This is a genomic window from Chitinophaga fulva, assembly GCF_012927205.1.
Classification (GTDB): Bacteria; Bacteroidota; Bacteroidia; order Chitinophagales; family Chitinophagaceae; genus Chitinophaga; species Chitinophaga fulva.
In genome coordinates this window covers 1,981,245-2,003,915 of record NZ_JABBGC010000001.1, presented here as the reverse complement: position 1 = coordinate 2,003,915, position 22,671 = coordinate 1,981,245, and the positions used below count along the sequence as shown (strand labels likewise).

Genomic DNA, 22,671 nt, shown 5'->3' with positions numbered 1-22,671 from the left:
CCACTCTTAGCGGTTCCGGCCGTTTATTCGTATATTTAGTCACCGGTCAGCCGTTATCCTAATCACTGACCGGCCTGTCTTATGGCTGTTGAAAAAGATACCCCCGGAAAAAAAATCAGGGCGGCCGTTCCCCGCACTTCACAGGGCGATTTTAAACTTTCGCCGCAACGGCCCGGAGTAGTGGAATCCATCCGCCTATCCAACCAGGACCGAATAAAGAGCCTGATACCGATCCGTCATGACCGTATGAGCGTTTCCCCGTTTGCCTTCTACCGTGGCATGGCAGGACTGATGGCGCAGGACCTGTCAGGGCTTCCACATACCCAGCTGAAAGTGCAGGCCATCGGCGACTGCCACCTGTGTAATTTCGGCGGCTTCGCCACCCCGGAACGCACCCTCATCTTCGATGCCAACGATTTTGATGAAACACTGCCTGCCGCCTGGGAATGGGACGTGAAGCGGCTGGCCACCAGTTTCGTACTGGCAGCCCGGCACAACCAGCTCCGCGAAACCGATGCTCATGAAATGGCCATCCACATGGCCACGTCCTACCGGCATAGCATGTACGAATTTTCGCAACTACCCCTGCTGGACCTGTGGTATAAGAAGTTTGAAATGCATGCGTTGCTGAACAAAGCCACCAGCGAAGAAGTACGGGCACTGCTGCGCAACGCCATCGAAAAAGCAGAGAAAGCAACGCCTCAACAGGTATTCTACAAGATCACACAGAGCGTCATGGGGACCTTTGAAATTACCGATCAGCACCCGTTGATTTACCATCCGCTGGACCTTGAAAAAGAGAAAGACAATATCAAATCTTTCCTAAGCGGATACCAGCGTACGTTACAGGAAGACCGCCGTTTTCTTTTCAGTAAATATCATGTGGTGGACGTTGCCCTGAAAGTAGTCGGCGTAGGCAGTGTAGGCACCCGCTGCATGATCGCGCTGCTGATGAATGATAAAGATGAACCGCTCTTCCTGCAGATCAAGGAAGCCCGTACCAGCGTACTGGAAAATTTTACTGCCAAAAGCAAATACAAACATGCAGGGGAAAGGGTAGTGCAGGGCCAGCGCCTGGTGCAGGCTGCCAGCGATATCTTCCTCGGCTGGAGCACTGCCGGTGACGGCCGTCATTTTTACCTGCGGCAATTGAGAGACCGTAAAATAGTCCCAGATGTGGAAACCTTCGACAAAGAGGTGCTGCTGGCATATGCCGGCCTCTGTGGCCGTATGCTGGCGCGCGCTCACGCTAAAACCGGACCTGGCCAGCAGATCAGCGACTATATGGGAAAGAGTGAATTGATGGACACTGCCATCGGCAAGTTCGCCGTAGCCTATGCCGATCAAACGGAAAAAGATTTCGAAGTATTCACCAAAGCGATCCGCGATGGAAAGCTGCCAGTGGAAAAGGCATAAAAAGTTTTTCAGCCTCTTGTCAGCGGCTCGTGGAAACAGCCTGAAAAACATCTTAGCCCAGGGTTTCAACCCTGGGAAATAAAAAAAGGGACCATCTTAGCCCCTTGTCAGCTGCCGTTAGAGCAACCTGAAAAACATCGTAGCCCCGGGCTTCACCCCGGGGAACTATATTAAAAATCTATCTTCCGATCACGTTTGTCAACCTTGCCCTGACGTCCATGACGATTACGGTTGTGTGGTTTCGGCCTTCTTGGCTCCGCTTTAGGTGCATCTGGATCGGCATTGTTTGCCTCAATCAATGCAGCTTCTTCAAACGGGTGAGGCACAGAAGGGATCTTCTGTTTAGTCAGTTTGTTGATGCTGTTCAGGAAAGGGCGTTCTTCGGTGGCGCAGAAAGAGAGCGCGTAACCGGCAGCACCTGCCCTGCCGGTACGGCCAATACGGTGTACATATGTTTCTGACACGTTAGGCAGATCGTAGTTGATCACATGTTCCAGTGCTTCCACGTCAATACCCCTTGCGGCGATATCCGTGGCAACGAGCACGCGTAAACGACCGCTCTTGAAGTTGGTCAGCGTGGTTTGCCGGGAAGACTGTGACTTGTCGCCATGCAGCGCATCAGCATTGATATTCCGTTTACGCAGGTTCTTGGCAATCCTGTCGGCGCCATGTTTGGTCTGCGTAAATACAATAGTACGTTTGATAGCCTTGTCCTGCAGGATATGGTCCAGCAGTTGCTGTTTATCTTTTTTCTTCACAAAGAATACGCACTGTTCCACTCTTTCAGCAGTCGTAGATACCGGTGTGATCTCCACTTTCTCCGGATTGTACAGCAGAGAATTGGCCAGCTTGGCGATATTGGGCGGCATGGTAGCGGAGAAGAACAGTGTCTGACGTTGCTGTGGCAACTCACGTACTACTTTCTTGATGTCATTGATGAAACCCATGTCCAGCATACGATCTGCTTCATCCAGCACAAATATCTCGAGGTGGTCGAGATAAATATAGCCCTGGTTCATCAGGTCCAGCAAGCGGCCCGGCGTGGCAATGAGCACATCAGTACCATTGCGCAGCGCGATGGTTTGCCGGTGTTGTGGTACCCCACCAAATATCACATCGTGTTTTAACCCTGTAAATTTTCCATACGCTTCAAAACTTTCATCGATCTGAGAGGCCAGTTCACGGGTAGGTGTCAGGATCAGGGCACGGATATGTTTATAACCGCCTTCCACGCCGGAGCGGGTATTGTACAACTGTTGAAGGATAGGAATAGCAAAAGCAGCTGTTTTACCAGTGCCGGTCTGTGCGCATCCCAACAGGTCTTTCCCTGTTAAAACGATTGGAATGGATTGTACTTGTATGGGGGTAGGTTGGGTATAACCTTCTTTTTTAATTGCTTTTAAAATGGGCTCAATCAACCCTAATTGCTCAAATAGCATATTGTGTTTATAATCTTCGGTAATAAAATTGAACGCCTCTTAATAGCCAGCGTTCAGCATTGAGGAGAGCAGTAAAGAAAGATTCTGGAGAGAGCTTTATGCTTTGAACTCAACATAACGAACGTAAAGATACGGATTTTCCCGTCAGCAAAACGGTCGGGGTGCGGATAATGGTTATATGTGAAAATAAAGCTAGTAAAAATCTCTACTAATCAATTGTTTATACATATAAAGGAGCTTTCGCCGGGGGAGAAAGCCCCTTTATATAATGTCATTGGCCCGGCTTATTTAGCCGGAGCTTCATCTGGTTTGGTTTTTGGCTCTTCGTTACCATGGTGACAGGTGTAGCAGGACACAGACATCACTTCTGTTCCTTTGAAGAACTTCTTGTTGATGCGGTGTGTCATTTTCATCATTGACCGTGCGATGTCTTTGTGTTGATTTTCATCGCTGGCGAAATCCAGCTTTTTAGGATCATCCTTTTGTGGTGCGTGACAGTAGCCACATTTTACGCCCAGGGCCGCGTTAAACCCGCGCATAGTGGCTATCAGCTCATCATGGCTGATATTCTTGGGTAATACTTTGAGGTTTTTAGGCTTCTCCGGTTCCTGAGGCAAAGCCAGTGAACACAGGGTAACCGCTGCTGATAACGCCGCTGCTACCATGAATGTTTTTTTCATTTTCATGACCATGGATTTAATAGTATGTAAAGCTTCCTGATACTGAATCTACAAAAAAATATATATGTAATGGAATTTTTTTGATAGACGGGATAAGCCTTTGGACTCTTCGTAGAGGCAAAAGCGTTAGTCAGCAGCAAACTAACGGACGGACGCAACAGGGAGGGAACGACGTTTTCACATCTCCGCAAGTTCCGGGTTTTTTGCCGACTTTCGCAGAGGTAATTTTGTCTTAAAAAGATAAAGCCATGAACAATTACGATAAAATTGCCACGGCAATTGCATACATCAATGACAATTACAAGGAACAGCCGGAACTGAAAGACATGGCTGCTTCTGTACACATGAGCCCGTTTCATTTTCAACGGGTATTCAGTGAATGGGCAGGCGTTACACCTAAAAAATTCCTGCAATATCTTACGCTGCATCACGCCAAGCAGCTGCTGAAACAGGAGAAAACCACCCTGTTCGATGCTGCCTTTGAAACGGGACTGTCCGGCACCAGCAGGCTGCACGACCTGTTCATCAATATAGAGAGCATGACACCGGGAGAATATAAAAACGGCGGAAAATCGCTGCACATCAATTACAGCTTTGCTGAGAGCCCGTTTGGCAATATCCTGGTAGCTTCTACCAGCAAAGGCATCTGTCATATGGCTTTTGCCGACAACCGTGAAGCGGCGCTACAGGAGCTGATCGCCAATTTCCCAAACGCGCAGTTCACCCAGATGACAGACCTCATTCAACAAAACACGCTCTACATCTTCACGAAAGAACAACATCGCCTGTCAGAGATCAAGCTGCACCTGAAAGGCACTGCTTTCCAGCTGAAAGTATGGGAAGCGCTGCTGAAAATCCCGATGGGCAATCTCACTACCTATCAGCAACTGGCGGCTGCGGTAGACAATCCAAAGGCCTCCCGGGCAGTAGGCACCGCCGTAGGCCAGAACCCGGTGGCATTCCTGATCCCCTGTCACCGCGTGATAAAAGCTACCGGCGAATTCGGGCACTACCACTGGGGAGACATCCGCAAACAAGCGATGATCGGCTGGGAATCTGCACAATCATCTAATGATCGGGTTATTTAATCATTTAGCCATTTTAATATTTAAATAAACAAATGACCCAATGACAAAATAAAGAAGGGCCGCCCACTCGTGAAGGGCAGCCCTTATTTGCTTATGAAAGAGGACCAGCACTAGATAGTGCCTGTCTGTTTATTAGAGGATAATGTGGCATTACTGGTTGTCCACAGCCAGCCTGTTGTACACCAGCTCATCAGAAGAGATAGGCCAGATGTAGTTGGAAGCTGTCGGCGGTACTGTCAGTACCGTAGCACTCTTGCCAGGGAATGGAATACCCAGGCGGATAATTTCCATGGCCCTGTTACCTTCTCCCAGTAACTCAATATGTTTTTCTCTGAGGATAGCATCAATCAATTTGTCAGCAGTCGGAAAATCAGCTGCCGTAAACACCGTGCTTGCATCTGAACGGCCACGTACGGCATTCAGCAAAGCGATGGCGGTAGGATCTACGGTACCGGACACACGTACTTTCGCTTCTGCTTCGATCAGCAGCAATTCTGCCCAACGCAGCACCGGCGCAAAGTCGAGATAAGGGCTCGGACCGGAATATTTCACCAGGAAAGAACGCGCACCAACCGGCATAATAAACTGCCTTCTGGCATCGGTAGATTTCCAGGAAGCATCTGCGACGATACTGGTGGCGGAGGTGTTCAGGGCATACTCAGCGTTACCACCAACGGAAGCAGGGCTGTAATAATATCCCAGCTGGGTCTGCGTACCCGGGAAGTCGCCAGGGGAAGCACCGAATGGCATGTATATCACCGCTTCTTTACCGGCATACTTTGGTGTGTACAGGTTCTTCAGGTCAGTTTCCAGTGTGTAACCGGCAGGAGAAGTGAAGGGGCCTGTACCAGCGATCAGCTTAGCGCCTTCTGCCAGCACTTTATCATACTGGGCCATTTGCAGGTATACTTTCATCTTCAGCGCAATAGCACTGTAAGAATTACCCTTGTTGGCAGCGAACTTGGTAGACGCTGTTAACTTAGGCAGCAGTGTTTCTGCAGAGTCCAGGTCACGGATGATCTGGTCATAGGTTTCTTTTACGGTGCTGCGTGCACGGGAATAATCTCCCAGTTTGGTATGCGGCTCCCAGAAAAGAACCAGGCCCGGTTTACTGCCTGCACCATCCCAATAAGGACGGGCAAACAACTGCAGCAGGGAAAAATAGGAAAGACCTCTTACAAATTTAGCGTCGCCGGCGTATAACTTTGCCAGTGAGTCACCCGCCACAGCGTTGCCTTTGGCAGCCATACCGGCGAGGAAAACGTTCACGTTATTGATGGCCATATATCCCTGGGACCAGATCTCTTTGATCTCCTGGGACTCCCCAACGGCGGTCATTTTCCAACTGGCGTTCAATGTTACGTTGTTGGTGGTCAGGTTCACAAAATCTTCACCTCTCACATCATTTGCGATCAGCACTTTACCACCGAGGAACTTACCGTTTTTCATCACGGTATACAAACCGGTAGCTTCATTGCCAATCCGCTCTTTCAGCGTAAACGCTTCCCAGTCGGGGATATCGGTTGTCGGCTTTGGCGTAAGCAAATCTTTCTGACAGGCAGTGCCGAAAGCTGCAATACCTAACGCCAGTATATATGCACTAATTTTATTCATCATCGATCATTTTAGAAATTAACATTTAAACCCACAGTCACAGTGCGACCATTACCCAGTGTGTTACGGTCAATACCTTGGCCGGAAGCGTTGTTACCATTGGATGATACTTCCGGATCTGGACCGGGGTATTTGGTCATAACAGCCAGGTTCTGACCTCTTACGTATACCTTGGCACCGCTCAGGTGGATGGACTTAAGCGCTGTTTCAGGCAAAATGTAAGTCAGGCCCACAGTACGGAGTTTAAGGAAATCTCCTTTGAACACATTAGCAGCAATAGCGAAGGAAGAACCATTGGAGATGTTATCACCATTCACCAGTTTAGGTGTTTCGCTCACATCACCAGCTTTCTGCCATCTGTCCAGTACTTCAACACCGTTGTTCCAGTAACGCTGGTCTTTCATACCGGCAAGGCTGCCATAGTAAACATAGAAACCGGTTTGATAAGTCAGCAACACATTCAGCTCAAAGTTTTTATAACGGAAAGTGTTTTCAAAACCACCCACCAGTTTAGGGTTGGTGTTTTTGTAAGCTACCGCGTCTTTGGAACCAACAGCAGGAGCAGGTTTGCCGTCAGCATAGGAGTATACGGCACCTACCGGATTGTAGTATACTTGTTCTCCCGCTTTGTTAACGAAGATCCTTCTGCCGGTTTGCGGATCTACACCATTGGTACGAACAACGTAAAGCATACTGGCAGGATAACCTACCTGGTTTACGCTGGTTTGTTCCAATGAGCTGGTCACAAACGGAATTTTGTCCAGGGCTCCTGCCAGGTCCGTGATTTCATTCTTGTTGTAGGCAATGTTGAATGAGGTGTTCCACGTAAAGTCCTTTTTGGTAACCGCTGCTGCACTAATGCTGAATTCCACACCTTTATTGTACATTTTGCCTACGTTGGCAGGAATGGTGGCAATAGCGGTGGTTGAAGGAATACCGGCGGAGGGGATTTGAGGGACAAACAGGATCAGGCCGTCGATATTGTTATAGTAGTAGCTCAGTTCACCGGTAATCCTGTTGTTCAGGAAACCATAACTGATACCCACATCTGTTTTTTTACTTACTTCCCATCCCAGGTTCGGGTTACCTGCCTGACTGAAATACAGGGAAGGTCTTTCACCATAAGGTACGGGTCTGTAGAGAGACAATGCATCATAATCACCCAGACCGGCATAGTTACCTACTTTACCGTAGCTACCACGCAGTTTCAGGGTAGAGAACACGTTAGCCAGTTTGCTGTTGGCCCAGAAATCTTCTTTGGTGATTTCCCAACCGGCAGACACGCTGAAGAAAGTACCTTTCTTCTTGTCTTCACCGAAGGCAGAATACTGGTCCTGGCGCACACTTCCGCTCACGAAGTATTTTTCTTTGTAGTTGTAGTTCACACGGGAGAACCAGGACAGCAGGTAGTTGCTGCGGCGTAACATGTTACGGCTCAAATCTGTCAGCCAGCCGCCTTCGGAGTTGTTGAAGTAAGGGTCCATCTGGTTCTGACGGCCGATACCATAACGCTCACGCTGATCACGCTGTTGCTCCGTACCAAACAGTACACTCAGACTATGCTGGTTAAAGGTTTTATCAAACTGCGCAGTGTTGGTCCACATCCATCTTTTATACTGTGTATAAGTGCTGGTAGCGTCGCCATTGCTGCTGTAACCGTCGCCATTTTTGTTATTGCTGTATACGTCGTTGTTCATCAGGATATAGTCGATACCGTACTGTGTACGTAAGGTCAACCATTCCCAGGGTTTCAACTGGCCATACACGCTTCCCTGTATGTGGTTAGCTTCAGTATTGGAATGATCAAGGTCCAACAGGATTTTGGGATTGTAAATACCCACATTCAAGCCACCTTTAGCGCCGCCGATACCGGAGCCGCCATTCGTATTGTAGGTGCCGTCGTTGTTGTACGGTGCTACAATCGGAGAAGTCAGGAACGCCAGACGGGCCAGGCCGCCGGAGTTAAAAGCTTCTCCTTCCAGTGAACCGGAAGAACCGGAGATCAGGCTGGACTCATTGGAGTAAGCCACTTTAGTGCCTACTGAGAAGATTCTGCCTACCTTCTGGTCTACATTCACCATCAGGTTTTTACGGATAAAATCATTCTGTTTCAGGATACCTTCCTGTTTGGTGTAACCGGCAGAAAAATAGTAGCTGGTATTTTCAGTGCCACCGCCTACACTCAGGCTATGGCTTTGAGAAACAGCTCTGTCGCGGTATACAACATCCAGCCATTTGGTATCGATGTTATTGCCGTTGGCATCTTTATTGAACTCATAACGCCTGGCATCACCGGCATTGGCCAACCCTTCATTTTTAATGTCGATGTACTGCTGTGCGTTCAACAGTTTAGGCAAACGGGTAGGTGTAGTCATACCCACCCAGCCATCATAAGATACACGCGGACGACCGGCTTTACCTTTTTTGGTGGTCACCAGTACCACGCCATTGGCAGCACGGCTACCATAGATAGCAGTGGCAGCAGCGTCTTTCGCGATATCTATAGATTCGATGTCAGAAGGGTTAATGCTGGACAATGGGTTCAGCGGAGCATTGGTAGATCCCACGTCACCACTGAAAGTAGGCACCCCGTCAATAACGATCAACGGATAAGCGCTCATGGACAGGGAGTTGACGCCACGGATCCTGAATACAGGCGGGTTGTTTACCACACCGTTAGGCACAGTGATTTGTACACCTGCCGCACGGCCACCCAAGCCGGACTCAAAGCTCTGTACCGGCAAATTGGCCAGGGATGTGCCTTTTACCGAAGCGATGTTACCGGTTACTTCCCTTTTGCGTTGTGTACCATAACCCACCACCACTACTTCAGATATAGCTTTGGTGTCTGATGCCAACTTAACGGTCCCCAGGTTCTCTCCGGTAATAGGTAAGGTTTTAGCTTCATAACCTACGAAGGATATGCGCAATGTCTTTGCTTCCGAAGGAACAGATAAGGAAAACGCACCTTTGGCGTCTGTTACAGTACCGGTTTTGCCACCGGGCAGGCTTACAGATACACCGGGCAAAGCAGCGCCTTGCTCATCGGTGATTTTCCCTGTAACCGTACGATGAGATTGTGCCAACAAGGTCGATGCTAGGAACAGCATGCTGGCTACCACGAGTAAGAACTTCCTCATGTAATTGCAGATTTTGGTTTAGATTAATTAAAAAGAAGTCTGATTTTTATCAGATTTTGGTCATAGTTTCTCCAGTATCATGGTGTCATTCATGATGATATATTTCTCGGCGTTTGAGTTTGAGAATGCTGTTTAGTTTAGTTTGAATGATATCTGGCCATAGATCACAGCACTGCTGTTGATTACTTAGATTTAGATTTTTTCTTCGCTTAGTTTTTTTGATTTAACTGGTTAAGAAAAACGGTTCGATTTTGGTCTTTTATGCTACAGTCATCACGAGATGTATCACTGATTTAGATTTTGGTTGCAATACTATCGTTATCCTCTACGATCACCTGGTAAACAGGTCGGAATAAAAGTAAAAAAAAATTTGAACCCCACTACACTTTCTCTTTCACGATCTTTTCTATCAAGACAAGATTTCTTTTAAAATTAATGATAATTAATTTATTACATATTAAAAAGCTGCCAAAATATTTTTTTATATCTTTATCTAAACAAAAAAATGAGCAGGCAGGAAAATACCACCAGACATACCGCCTCACAACCAGCTTTCACCACGAATGGTTGTCAAACGGCCAAGAACGCGAAACGATGAAAACCTACTGGACACATGTGCTGGATGAAATCGGCAGGACACTAAACAATTAACAGCAGCAGCAAAAATCATATAGTCATTAACGTTATATACCATTCCCCTTATAGAAAACCATTTACAATATGCACCACAATATTGGCAAAAACCTCCTGCTTCCCCTGTACAACAAGGTTATGGGCAGAACCGGCTAAAATGTTAAAAAGGGAGCAGCCAGCAGGAGAGAAACCGGCCTTCATGGCGCCGGCAAGATGAGTTCACCGACAGTTATGGCATTTTGAGCCCCCGTAAATCCAAATTCGCCTATAATAACTTATTTTTAAGCTAATTATAAGGCATACCTATCACTGTACCCTGTAACTTTGTTAATACCAAGACCAATGAATACTACGGGAAGCAAAATTATGAACGGCTATAGTATAGTACAAGGACCCCAGCTTCAGGAATTGTTGCATCAGGAGACACTGGCGGATATCTTCAGACAATCAGTTAAAGAGCATGCTCATCATACTGCTCTGATCTTCCAACACCAATCCCTCACCTACGCTGAAATGGACCACTGGAGCGATGCGGTGGCTGCCATGCTGCAGGCACGCGGCATAGGCCCCGGCAGCGTGGTAGGCGTATGGTGGCCACGCGGACTGGAACTGCATGCGGCCATCCTGGGCATCGTGAAAGCCGGGGCAGCCTATGTTCCGCTGGACCGCGAAATGCCAGCCGAAAGAGTGGAAGGCGTACTCACCGAAGTAAAGGCAGCCGCCTGCTTCAGTGAAGAATCGCTGCACCTGGACGCGGCCATCCTCTCCGTGCCGCCGGTACCGGACGTTACGGAAACATTCACGCTCACCGCCGGCCCCTCCCCCGATAATATCGCCTACGTATTATACACCTCCGGCAGCACCGGCAAACCCAAAGGCATCCCTATATCACACCGCCAGATATGCCACCTGGTAAGAGCGGAACAGACCGTCCTGAAAATCACTTCGCATGACAAGGTATACCAGGGCTTCTCCGTCTCTTTTGACATGTGGTGCGAAGAGACATGGATCAGCTACTTTGCCGGCGCCACCCTCTGGGTAGCCGATACCACCACTGCCAAAGCTATCGATGAACTGGGCAGTGTGCTGCGCAACGAAAAAATAACCATCCTCCATGCCGTACCCAGCCTGCTGGCCGTCATGGAAGACGATATACCCACCCTCCGCCTGATCAACGCCGGCGGTGAAGCCTGTACGCCACAGGTACTGGCCCGGTGGGGCGCCCCTCCAAGGACCTTCTACAACAGTTACGGCCCTACGGAAACAACGGTCAGCGCCACCTTCGCCGCCCTCAAACCCGGCGACGCCATCACTATCGGTCATCCCCTGCCCAACTACAACATGGCCGTGGTAGACGATAAACTCAATATTCTCCCCCTCGGAGAAAGAGGTGAACTGGTGATCACCGGCCCCGGCGTAGGTAACGGCTACATCGACCGTCCCGAACTTACCCGGGAAAAATTCGTTCCCAAACCGGCGTCCATGGACATGGTCCCCGGTGATATGGTATACCGCACCGGCGATGCGGCCATCATCCTGCCCGATGGCAACATCGACTTCCAGGGCCGCCTCGACGATCAGATAAAACTGCGTGGCTATCGTATCGAACTGGGTGAAATCGAAAACCGCCTCAATGCGATCATCGGCGTTATCTCCGCTGCCGTGGCGGTAAAAAAGGATAACAATGAGCAGGACCAGCTGGTGGGATATGTGGTGATGGAAGCCGATCAGCCCTTCGATGAAAGTTTCTTCCGCGCGGAACTGGCGAAAGTACTGCCGCCCTATATGGTACCCGGCACTATCCTCGAACTGGAGGACATGCCACGCCTCCCCAGCGGAAAAATCAACCGCAAAGCACTGCCGTTGCCACCGGCCTTCGCACTGCCCGTTACCCATGAAGCAATTGATGCCAATGCACCGCTGCAAGACAGGGTACTGGCCATTCTCACCAAAGTGTTCCCTGACAGGAACATTACCCTCCAACAGGATTTCTTCACCGATCTCGGTGGGCACTCCCTGCTGGCCGCCGCTTTCGTATCCCGCTTGCGCCGCGAAGCCAATGTGCCACAGGCATCGCTGAAAGATATTTATATACACCGTCCGCTCCAGGCCCTCGTGGATACCTGGAACGCACAACCACAAAGCGGTAAGAAAAAAGAACGCAGCTTTAATGAAGTGCCCTGGTGGCGCCACCTTGCCTGCTGGACAGCACAGAGCGTTTGCCTGCTGGTGATCTTCGGATTGTTTGCCATGCAGATATTCCTGCCTTACCTGGGATACTACTACATAGAACAGGAAACCAGCCACCTGGGATACGCCATCATCACGGCATTGTGCATGTTCTGCCTGTTGCCGCCCGTTTTCTCCGCCCTGATCATTCTCGCCAAATGGTTGATCATTGGCAAAATGAAAGCCGGCGACTATCCGTTGTGGGGGCAATATTATTTCCGTTGGTGGCTGGTGAAAACCATGCAACGCCTCATGCCGTCCCAGTTCCTCAACGGCACGCCCCTGTACCCCACCTACCTGCGGCTACTCGGCGTGAAGATCGCATCTGATGCACAGCTGGCAGCTGTCACCATCGGCGCGGAAGACCTGGTGACCATCGGCAGCGATGTCAGTATCAGCTCCCAGGCCGTTATCAACAATGCCTGGGTAGAAGACGGCTGGCTCAAACTGCGCGCCGTACATCTCGACGATCACGCCTACATCGGCAGCAGCGCCGTCATCGCCGGCGACACCGTCATGGAACCCTGGAGCGAACTGCAGGACCTCAGTTACCTGCCGGCCAACAGCCGTATAGGCACCTGCGAAGTATGGTATGGTAGCCCCGCTCAACTGAAAGTGAAAAAAGAAATGAGCGAAATGCCGCAGCCACTGCCGGTGTCCGTGGCTACCCGCCGGAAGTACAGCCTTATCTTCTCACTGTTCCTGCTGGTATTCCCTTTCACCATCCTGCTGCCACTACTGCCCACTATTATCACGCTCAATCAGCTCGACAACGCCGCGCCGGATTATAACTTCAACTATATGGTCACCACACCATCACTGGCATTGAGTTATATTATCCTGTTCACTGCGCAGACCGTTGTGCTGAGCCGGCTGTTGCAATGGGGCATCAAACCCGGCACCTACCCCATCTACAGCCTGTTTTATGTACGCAAATGGTTTGCTGACCAGCTGATGTCACTCACGCTGATCGTCATCCATCCTATTTTTGCAACGGTATATATCTCCAGCCTGTTCCGCGCACTGGGCGCCCGCATCGGTAAAAACACGGAAGTTTCTACCGCCAGCAGCGTTACCCATCCACTCCTCGAAATAGGCAACGGCGCCTTCATCGCTGATGCCGTTACACTCGGCGAGTCTGACGTACGCGGGCAACAACTGATCCTCGAAAAAACAATCATTCACGATACCAGCTTTGTGGGCAACAGCGCGCTGATCCCACAAGGATATGTACTGCCGCCCAACATGCTGATCGGCGTGTTGTCCACGCCGCCTACGAAAGAACAGCTGGCCAACAGCACAGCGCGCGATTGGTTCGGATCTCCCGCCATTGCACTGCCACGCCGCCAGGAAAGCCGCTTCTTTCCACCGGAACTGACCACCAACCCATCTCCCCAACGGAAGATGGCCAGAGGCTTCGTGGAATTTGTCCGCATCCTCATACCGGAAACAATGGTCATCTGTTGCAGCATCCTTTTCATCGCCTACGGGCATGACCTGGTAACCGAACAGTCCTGGTGGCAGATATTACTCAAACTTCCTTTCTACTATCTCTTTTTCCTCGGTATGCCGGCATTCCTTTTCACTGTGATGATGAAATGGATACTGACGGGTAAATACCATGCGATACAAAACCCTATGTGGACTTCCAAAGTGTGGCGCAGTGAAGGCACCACCTCCACCTACGAAGCGCTGTCAGTGCCCTTCCTGCTCGATTTCCTCCGGGGAACACCATGGCTGCCGGTATTACTGCGCCTGCTGGGTGTAAAAACGGGGTATCGCGTATGGCTCAACACAACCGACATCACTGAATTTGATATGGTGGAAATAGGCACCGACTCCGCGCTCAATGAAGACAGCGGACCGCAGACCCACCTGTTTGAAGACCGCGTCATGAAAATTGGCGCCATCAAAATCGGCGACCGCGCCAGCATCGGCGCACGTACCATTATCCTCTATGATAGTGAAATCGGGGACGATGTAAATATCGCGCCACTGTCGCTGGTAATGAAAGGAGAAAGGCTGCAACCCGGCACCGACTGGACCGGCAGCCCTATCAGACCGGAATAATCCGATACTATGATAACGATTACGCCCATACGCATAAAAGATCATTACGAGCTCCTTTCAGCCATGCTGAAGGAGCTCCATATATCTGAACTGGAATTTTTCCCAAAAACAGCCGCCTGGGAAGATATCCGGCCAGACTATATGCAACATGTCATCTCCACACAGGAAGAAAATGACGGCACCTGTCTGCTTGCCACAAAAGACGGCGAACCGGCAGGCTTCATCTTCGCTTATGTAGAAGAGCCCGACGAAAGCCGCATCGAAGATTATACCGGCGATACCCTCTATGTCTCCGATGGTTATGTGGCGCCGGCTTTCCGCCGCATGGGTATCTATCGGCAGCTCAATGATGCGCTGGAAAACATTTACATTCAAAAAGGCGTCAGGAGAATAGTGCGTTATACGCTCAGCAATAATCTGCGGATGCAGCAGTTCCTGGCATCACAACAATATGAACCGGTTAGGCTTGTCTATGAAAAGTGGCTCACACCGGATGGAAAAGACGCCATCAAATTATTTCCCTGATCATTTTAAATAGAAGATAAAACCGAATAAAAAAAACCGAAGCAAGATTAATCGCTTCGGTCTTTTTATGTATGGTCCTAAAATCAAAAAAACTAAATACTAATAGCGTGATCTTTATCAACCGACTTCCCTTTCCATACTTTCTGCGCGGTCCATTCCGCGGCCGGCGCGCTCCAGTAAGGATCATGCGCGGGTAATCCCAGATCAAGGAACCCGGTAGTGCACAAATAAAGACTGCCGGTAGAGGTATACACATCCGCTATTTCAGGTTGATGCCCACAGAAACCGATCTGCAACCAGCCGTTTTTATCGAAAGTACCCGGTGCTTCAAAAAGTCGTTTATTCACCGCCGTTAGTGCGCAACGAACCTGTGCCGGTTGCAGCTCCGCTGGCAGCTTTCCTTCAAGGGCCAGCTGCGTCAGTGCCTGAAAAGCGCTGTTGCGATAAGGCATCGAACGGCCTACTACCGGGAAAGTTCCCTCCGGGGAAATCTGTCTTTCCAGGATAGCGCCGTAGCGCTGCATACGCTTCAGGGCCAGCTCATATTGTTCTTTACTGCCTTCTCCTTTATCAACCAGTACTTTGAGAACATCCACCAGCATCGGCTGAATCACAAAAGAATTGTAGTAGTCGTAATGAAAATGAGGTCCATCTCCATACATGCTGTCACCTTTGTACCATTCCATGATTTTCTCAATGGCAAAGTCCACCGGCTTACGGTCCCACCCACCACCGAACTGCAGCAATGCTATTTCGATCATCGCGGCAAACAGCACCCAGTTATTGGTGCTAAAGGCTTTGATGCTACGCAGGCTTTTCAGCGCGTCTACTGTCTGTTGTTGCGTGCGGTCGGATAACTGTTTCCACAATTGCTCCGGCGCGCGTATCAGGCCATGTGCTAAAAAGGCGCCATCTACGAGCGGCTGCGCATCAAACTGCCCGGTGAAGTTCATAAAGTCCGGGGAGGAAGGATCTACGGCCTGCGCTATCGCTTTACGCGTGAGCTCCAGCATTTCAATACGTTTGCTGCCTTCCATGGTATTGTCCGGGCCCAGTTCCAGCCAGGGCGCCAGTCCGGCCAGCGTTCTGCCAAAAGCTTCCAGGTAGGTCACTTTGTGTACCGGTTTGCTGTAGTGCGGCGCTACTTCGGTGGGCATATTGGCCACCAGTTTTCCATTACTGAGATGGGTAATAACGGGACGGCATATACGTAACAGCAACGCAAGATTATAAGCACGGTCATTCACCGGCGGTGGCGCCGCCAGATCAGCCAACATGCTTTTGTCTGTCTTCAGCGAACCGGCGATACCGGCCATCGGCACAGCTTTGAGAAAAAAACGTCTGTCCAAGGTATCTTTTATTTAGCCCACTGTTTGTACCGCAGCAGGGCTTCCACAAAATAATAGTCTGCATAGGTAAGCGGCACATCTACCTCAGATTTATGAGGCAGGGAACCTACGCTATGCATCAAAATAAAATCATTGTTCTCTCCTTCTTTAGCCAGATATGCCGGGCTGCAAAGACTGGTAAGCATTTTCTCTGCGGCATTCCAGTAACGTTTGCCTTCTGCTTTGTTGGTGTAGCGGCTCAGCTCCAGCAGGGCGGAAGCAGCTACGGCGCCGGCGGAAACATCGCGCAATGCATTCGGAATATCCGGTGCATCATAATCCCAGTAAGGGATCAGGTCAGCCGGCATATGCGGATTGTTGAGGATGTATGCAGCGATATGACGGGCCTGGTCCAGGTAAGCTTTGTCTTTGGTTTCACGGTACATCATGGTATAACCGTACAGGCCCCAGGCCTGACCACGTGACCACGCGGAGCTGTCCGCCAGCCCCTGATGTGTTTTCTTTTGTAGTACAGCACCGGTGGCAGGATCATAATCTATGACATGGTAGGAGCTGTAGTCCGGACGGAAATGATTTTTAATAGTTGTGTTGGCATGCGTGCGGGCTATCTTATCAAACTTGGGATCGCCGGATTCGCGGGTGGCCCATGTCAGCAATTCCAGGTTCATCATGTTATCGATGATCACCGGGAATTTCCAGGTACCGTGGTCCCATGATTTGATACAGCCTATGGTAGCATTAAAGCGGGTAGACAGCGACCGGGCGCTGTTGAGCAGGATACGTTTATACGCTGTATCGCCGGTAATGCGCAATGCATTGCCAAAGGGGCAGTACATCATAAATCCGAGGTCATGTGTGCGGGTGTTGAACTCGTTTTTTTGGCAAAGCGCCATCCGTTTAAGGGCTTCTGTTTTAAAAGCCGGGTCTTTCGTGTATTCGTACAGGAACCAGGTAGTGCCGGGATAAAATCCGGATGTCCACCAAACAGCGTTGGAAGTCATCAGGCTGCCGTCTTTATTGGTGCTGCGGGGCAGTACGGTGTCCGGCACATGGCTCATCATCAGTTTATATTGTCTGGCGGCAAATTGCAGTGTTTCATCGGCCTTGCGGAGTAATGCCTGGTTGGCTTTACCAGACTGTGCATACGATTGCATAAACATCGCAGGCAATAGCAGCAGGGTAAAGAACAGCTTCTTTTTCATAATAAGTTAGTTATAGGTTGACTTATTTCTTTTTCGTGGCGGCTTTCGTGGTGCCGGCACTGGATTCTCTGGCTATCAGCTGAATAGGAATGATCTCCTGTGAATAGCGCGGGGTACCGGTCTGACGGCTGGTGACCAGTTCCATCAGCGCCGCTACCACCCGTTCGCCCATCATGGCGGCGTATTGGTCCACGCTGGTGATAGGCGGTGTAACGATTTCGGTTCTCGGATCATTGGAATAACCCACTATTTTCAGGTCTTCCGGTACACGCAGGTTGATCTTGCGGCAGTACTCCATGATCGTAATGGCAGTAGTATCATTAGACGCGAAAATACCATCCGGGTAAGGCTTCTGTGCGAAAATTTTCTCGCAGGCCTGCCATGCATTGTCGCGCGTAAGTTCCTGGTAAAAAACCCTGGTTTTACGGAAAGGCAGTTTATGTTGCTGCAATGCGCTTTTATACCCCGCTACCCGCTCCAGGTAAAGATTACAGGTCAGCGGTCCGGAGATATGCACAATGTCTTTACATCCTCTTTCTATCAGGTGACTGGTGGCGGTAAACCCTCCCAGGTAATCATCTCCCTTGATCACCTTCACATTGTAATCTTTGGGCACGCGGTCAAAAAATACCAGCGGGATATTGTTGTCTTTAAAAACATCAAAATGGGAGAAGTCGGTGGTATACAGCGTAGTGCTGACTACCAGGCCGTCTACCCGGGCGGAATACAGGGTATTAACCAGGGCTACTTCCTGTTCGTAGGAGTCGTTGGACTGGCAAATGATCAGGTTGTAGCCGTGTTCTTGTAATTTATTCTGGATAATGGTACTGATGGCAGCGGGAAAAAACATGGAGATACGCGGAACGATCAGGCCAATGGTTTTGCTTTTATTGTTGCGCAAACCGGCAGCCAGCGCATTAGGACGGTAGCCCAGTTTACGGGCCATTTTTTTAACCTTGTCTTTCGTTCGTGCGCTGATGTTAGGATTGTCGTTCAGGGCGCGGGATACAGTAGATACCGATAATTTCAGTTCTTCTGCGATATCAACGATTGTTTTTTCTGTACGTTTACTCATGTATTAGCCATTAACGGTAAATATAAATTATCTGCCCATCCAACCACCATCTACTGTGAGTACAGTACCATGTACATAATCCGCAGCTTTGGAAGCGAGGAAGATAACGGGTCCCGCAAAGTCTTCCGGTTCGCCCCAACGTCCTGCGGGTATCCTCTCAAGTATGGAGGTACTGCGCTTTTCATCCGCCCTCAGGGCAGCCGTGTTGTCGGTAGCGATATAGCCCGGAGCGATCGCATTGACGTTCACTCCCTTGCCGGCCCATTCATTGGCGAACGCTTTCACCAGTGAGCCTACCGCCCCTTTGCTGGCGGCATATCCCGGCACATTGATCCCTCCCTGGAAGGTGAGCAATGAGGCAGTAAAGATAATCTTTCCGGCGCCTCTTTCAATCATCCCTTTCCCGATTTCACGGGTAAGGATAAACTGAGCATTCAGGTTGATGTTGATCACCTCGTCCCAATACTCGTCAGGATGCTCTGCTGCCGGTTTCCGGAGAATAGTACCGGCATTGTTGACGAGGATGTCGACGGCCTTTACGTCCTGCTGTAACTGGCGGATAAAGGCATACAATGACTCACGGTTGGAGAAATCAGACTGGTAAGCTTTAAAACTGCGGCCCAGCGCCGTCACTTCTTTTTCCACATCGCTGCCCTGCAACTCCAGGGAGGCGGATACCCCGATGATATCCGCACCGGCGGAAGCCAGCGCCACCGCCATCGCTTTTCCGATACCACGCTTACAACCGGTGACGAGCGCGGTTTTTCCTTTCAATTGAAACAGGTCCATATGTCAATTTTATTGAATCGTTACTTTAAGTGGTTCTTTTATGCGTTGTGAAAATGCTTCCAAATACTTAAACCATTCTTCTGCATTCGTCATCCGTCCTCCTTTGTTCCAGGTGGCGCCGAAATAATACACATACGGCTGCTGGTTATGGGCTATACCCGGACTAAGTAAATGTACGTTATCTGTTTTCATGCCGGGCACGGAAGCAGGGAAAACACATCCTACGCCGAGGGTACCATCTTCACCATGCTGTGGCTCCCAATATCCCATCACGCCGTTTTTCTCGTCCAGCAACACAGCGCCAGGCTCTTTCCGTTTTACGATGCCTGTCACCACCGGCAGCTGATCACCTTTAAAGGTGTATTGCACCTGCATTTTGTTCAGCTGTGAACCAGCATCCAGGGAGATGGTCTTGGTAACGGAAACGGGTATACTGCCTGCCTGCCAGGTATCGTAGGTGAGTGCAAAAGTGGTGCGGAGCGGACCGTTGTCCAGCCGCTTCCATTGACGGTAGTTCTTCGGGAAATAGATGGTATCCTTACCATATGGTGCGATATCGCCAGCGCCCAGCGTGAGGCCTACACTGTAATAATCAAGCCCCTGGCCATTGTCATGGTGATAGTTATCCAGCTTGTACCAGGTGTCAATCACCATGTCGGTGGTACGCTTGGCCCATACATCGATGCCGTAAGCCATTTCCTTGGGTGTTTTCTCCAGCGCAGGGCCATACATGCGGTAAGCCATCCGGTCGTTTTCCCATGCATAATCATCTTTTCTTTCCGGTACAAAACGGCCGTATGCTTTAGGCGCTACCGGAGCAGGCGTGCCTGCCTTCACCGCCAGTTGACGGCTGCCGGCGGGCGTTACGCTCACCTGTAGTAATACCGCCTTCGGTGTTTTGCCACCATCATATATCAACTGGTAAGGAATTTCCTGATCGGATAACAGGTCCACCACTTTGAAAGACTTACGTGTTTTTTTGTTCAGTTTCGCTGTAAACTGATCGTAAGGAATCTCAACGATCTCACCTTCACGGTTCAGGCCTGTAGGGTTGGTAACGGTAATATCGCCAGGACTGTTCTGCCGGAGATTATGTTTGATCAACTCAGAACCGGCTAACAGGAAGGCCCCTACACCATATACTTCCGAATCATCGGCAGTGGCTTTACCGGGTGCTGCGGCCACCACCTGCACGAAGCCCAGTTTGCCGTCAGGCTGCACACAGTCCACCAGTGCCTGCCATCCTTTGTGGATAACCGGAAGGAAATCTTTCTCTGGCAAAATACCGTTGTTCACGCCCCACATGAGCGCATACACGTAAAAGCCGGTACCGCTGGTTTCTTTGGAAGGATAGCTCTCCGGGTCCAGCAGGCTGGCATGCCAGGTACCATCGGCCGTTTGCAGTGCCGCAATACGGTAAGCCATTTTTTTGAACAGCTCCACAAAACGCGCCCTGTTGGCGTAATTGGCCGGCATGTTGTTCAGCAGGCGGGCCAGGCCGCCCATTACCCAGCCGTTGCCACGGCTCCAGAATACTTTGGCGCCATTTTTTTCTTTCTGGTCAAAGTAGCGGGCATCGCGGTAGTACAGGCTGTCATTTTTATCGAACAGGAAGTCTGTGGTTTTCCACCACAGCTTGTCAGCCGTTTCCAGGTAGCGCGGGTCACCGGTTGCGGTAGAGAGATAGCCTAATGCCGGCGGGCCCATGAACAGGGCATCGCACCAGGCCCACTCCCGGTGATGGATACCGTTTTTCCATTCCAGCGGCTCTGTATGTGGAGCAGCCACAATACTGTCTGCCAGCTTCCGGAATTTATCAATCATCACAGGGTCTTTATAGTAAGGGTATAGCTGGGCATAGAGTTGACCGATACAGTATTCATCCGCGAAAAAGCGGTCTGGTCCTGTATTCCAGTTATTATCCCTGCCTACCTGTATCAACCGCTGTATAAAAAACGGATTGTCGGTTACCTGGCTCAGGGCCATCATGCCGGCATACATAGCGCCGTTGGTCCAGTTGGTTTGTGGATTGGCCCAACCTTTCCGTTCGATGGACTGCCATTGCCAGCTGGCTACTCTCTCCATGTAACTACGGACAAACTGCGCCGACAACGTATTGAGCGAAGGCGCCACAATGGCCGTTTTCTGCGGAGCAGCACCCGCATCCGGCCCGAAGTGCAGGGCCGACAGACCTAACAGGCTTCCTGCAATGATGTTTTTCATTTTCATGATAAATATGATGATCGGGTTTTAGCGTAATTCAGTGATCTTACAGTGGTCCATATCGCCATAATCCAGGTTCTCTCCTGCCATGCCCCAGATAAAGGTGTAGTTGCTGGTACCGGCGCCGGAATGCACGGACCACGGCGGAGAAATCACTGCCTGTTCGTTTTGCATCCAGATATGCCGTGTCTCCTGTGGCTGCCCCATAAAGTGGCAAACGGATTGTGCTTCCGGTACTTCAAAATAGAAATATACCTCCATTCGCCTGTCATGGGTATGCGCTGGCATGGTATTCCATACGCTGCCGGGTTTCAGCTCCGTCATGCCCATTTGCAGCTGGCAGGTTTCCAGTACGGAATTCACCAACAGCTTGTTGATGGTACGATGGTTAGATGTTTCCAGTGCGCCCAGCGTCACTACTTCCGCTTCATTCCTTGATACTTTGCGGGTAGGATAGCTATGATGCGCCGGGGTGGAATTGAGATAAAATTTTGCCGGCTGTGCAGCGTCTTTACTGTGGAAGACCACTTTTTGTTTTCCTTTTCCCACATACAAAGCTTCCTTGAAGCCGATTTCAAATTGTTCTCCGTCAACTTCCACCATGCCCGGGCCGCCGACATTGATCATTCCCAGTTCTCTGCGCTCCAGGAAATAAGCCGCTTTCAGCAGATCAATCGTTTGCAGTTCAAGACCGCCTTTTACCGGCATAGCGCCAGCTGTCAGGTACCGGTCGTAATGCGTGTGTACCCAGGAGATACGGTCTGCCTCAAAAATTTTTTCTATCAGGAATGCCTTTCTCAGCGCTTCGGTATCCATGCTTTTCACCTCTGCAGGACTGCTGGCATACCTTGATTCATACTGTGTGCTCATATCGTTATGATTATCTTTTTTATTTACAGGTGATTTGATGTTTCATTGTTGGTACTGTTATCCGCTGGGATAATCCGCCGGTTGCCTCAGAAGGCGTACACAGTCCGGCTTAAACCTGTCATGTAGCATGACGGCATACGATAACGTGGACGCCTTTCTGACTTCTTTGTTCACTGTTTTTTCCGCAGACACGTGGTACAGCTGCGTCATATTTCTTTCAAAGTGATCGTGTCCTTCCCATTCTTTTATGCTTCCTTCTTCAAATTCCCTTTCTCCTGTACTTTCGAAGCTGCTCCCTTTACGCACACGTCATTTTCCAGGAATGTCTT

General features: G+C 50.0%; 15 protein-coding genes. 4 read left to right on the top strand and 11 right to left on the bottom strand.

Going from position 1 to position 22,671, the window contains the following annotated elements:
- The first annotated feature begins 81 nt into the window (after positions 1-81).
- Positions 82-1,416, top strand: a complete 1,335-nt coding sequence (locus HHL17_RS08340) for a DUF2252 domain-containing protein (RefSeq protein ID WP_169224278.1) — start codon at positions 82-84, stop codon at positions 1,414-1,416.
- Positions 1,417-1,586: 170 nt separating this feature from the next.
- On the opposite strand, the gene HHL17_RS08335 is transcribed toward HHL17_RS08340, so the two are convergent.
- Positions 1,587-2,855, bottom strand: coding sequence for a DEAD/DEAH box helicase (locus tag HHL17_RS08335; RefSeq protein ID WP_169224277.1), 1,269 nt, complete (start codon positions 2,853-2,855; stop codon positions 1,587-1,589).
- 284 nt (positions 2,856-3,139) lie between these two features.
- Positions 3,140-3,541 carry a c-type cytochrome gene (locus HHL17_RS08330; protein WP_169224276.1) on the bottom strand — a complete coding sequence of 134 codons (402 nt, stop codon included), beginning with the start codon at positions 3,539-3,541 and terminating at the stop codon, positions 3,140-3,142.
- 242 nt (positions 3,542-3,783) lie between these two features.
- Between HHL17_RS08330 and HHL17_RS08325 the strand changes: the two genes are divergently transcribed.
- On the top strand, positions 3,784-4,623 hold the full coding sequence (locus tag HHL17_RS08325) for a methylated-DNA--[protein]-cysteine S-methyltransferase (RefSeq protein ID WP_169224275.1): 840 nt from the start codon (positions 3,784-3,786) through the stop codon (positions 4,621-4,623).
- 150 nt (positions 4,624-4,773) lie between these two features.
- Here HHL17_RS08325 and HHL17_RS08320 read toward each other — a convergent pair whose 3' ends face one another.
- Both HHL17_RS08320 and HHL17_RS08315 read right to left on the bottom strand, forming a co-directional pair.
- On the bottom strand, positions 4,774-6,240 hold the full coding sequence (locus HHL17_RS08320; protein ID WP_169224274.1) for a RagB/SusD family nutrient uptake outer membrane protein: 1,467 nt from the start codon (positions 6,238-6,240) through the stop codon (positions 4,774-4,776).
- An 8-nt stretch (positions 6,241-6,248) separates the two neighbouring features.
- Positions 6,249-9,377 (bottom strand): SusC/RagA family TonB-linked outer membrane protein, encoded by a 3,129-nt coding sequence (locus HHL17_RS08315; protein ID WP_169224273.1) that lies wholly within the window; start codon positions 9,375-9,377, stop codon positions 6,249-6,251.
- 975 nt (positions 9,378-10,352) lie between these two features.
- On the opposite strand from HHL17_RS08315, the gene HHL17_RS08310 reads away from it, so the two are divergent.
- Together HHL17_RS08310 and HHL17_RS08305 are read left to right on the top strand one after the other, a co-directional pair.
- Positions 10,353-14,309, top strand: a complete 3,957-nt coding sequence (locus HHL17_RS08310) for a Pls/PosA family non-ribosomal peptide synthetase (RefSeq protein ID WP_206155939.1) — start codon at positions 10,353-10,355, stop codon at positions 14,307-14,309.
- A gap of 9 nt (positions 14,310-14,318) precedes the next feature.
- A complete protein-coding gene (locus tag HHL17_RS08305) occupies positions 14,319-14,834 on the top strand; it encodes a GNAT family N-acetyltransferase (RefSeq protein ID WP_169224272.1) in 516 nt (171 codons plus the stop codon).
- A gap of 92 nt (positions 14,835-14,926) precedes the next feature.
- On the opposite strand, the gene HHL17_RS08300 is transcribed toward HHL17_RS08305, so the two are convergent.
- From HHL17_RS08300 to HHL17_RS08270, 7 genes are read right to left on the bottom strand one after another with little or no spacing between them, the layout of a single operon-like run.
- Positions 14,927-16,183 (bottom strand): DUF2264 domain-containing protein, encoded by a 1,257-nt coding sequence (locus HHL17_RS08300; RefSeq protein WP_169224271.1) that lies wholly within the window; start codon positions 16,181-16,183, stop codon positions 14,927-14,929.
- An 8-nt stretch (positions 16,184-16,191) separates the two neighbouring features.
- Positions 16,192-17,385: a glycoside hydrolase family 88 protein gene (locus HHL17_RS08295; RefSeq protein ID WP_169224270.1), complete on the bottom strand. Its 1,194-nt coding sequence runs from the start codon at positions 17,383-17,385 to the stop codon at positions 16,192-16,194.
- Positions 17,386-17,407: 22 nt separating this feature from the next.
- Positions 17,408-18,460 carry a LacI family DNA-binding transcriptional regulator gene (locus HHL17_RS08290; protein WP_169224269.1) on the bottom strand — a complete coding sequence of 351 codons (1,053 nt, stop codon included), beginning with the start codon at positions 18,458-18,460 and terminating at the stop codon, positions 17,408-17,410.
- A gap of 27 nt (positions 18,461-18,487) precedes the next feature.
- A complete protein-coding gene (locus HHL17_RS08285) occupies positions 18,488-19,249 on the bottom strand; it encodes an SDR family oxidoreductase (RefSeq protein WP_169224268.1) in 762 nt (253 codons plus the stop codon).
- 9 nt (positions 19,250-19,258) lie between these two features.
- Positions 19,259-21,478 carry a DUF4861 family protein gene (locus HHL17_RS08280; protein WP_169224267.1) on the bottom strand — a complete coding sequence of 740 codons (2,220 nt, stop codon included), beginning with the start codon at positions 21,476-21,478 and terminating at the stop codon, positions 19,259-19,261.
- Positions 21,479-21,499: 21 nt separating this feature from the next.
- Positions 21,500-22,342, bottom strand: a complete 843-nt coding sequence (gene kduI, locus HHL17_RS08275; protein WP_169224266.1) for a 5-dehydro-4-deoxy-D-glucuronate isomerase — start codon at positions 22,340-22,342, stop codon at positions 21,500-21,502.
- 57 nt (positions 22,343-22,399) lie between these two features.
- A complete protein-coding gene (locus HHL17_RS08270; protein ID WP_169224265.1) occupies positions 22,400-22,648 on the bottom strand; it encodes a hypothetical protein in 249 nt (82 codons plus the stop codon).
- Positions 22,649-22,671: the final 23 nt, after the last annotated feature.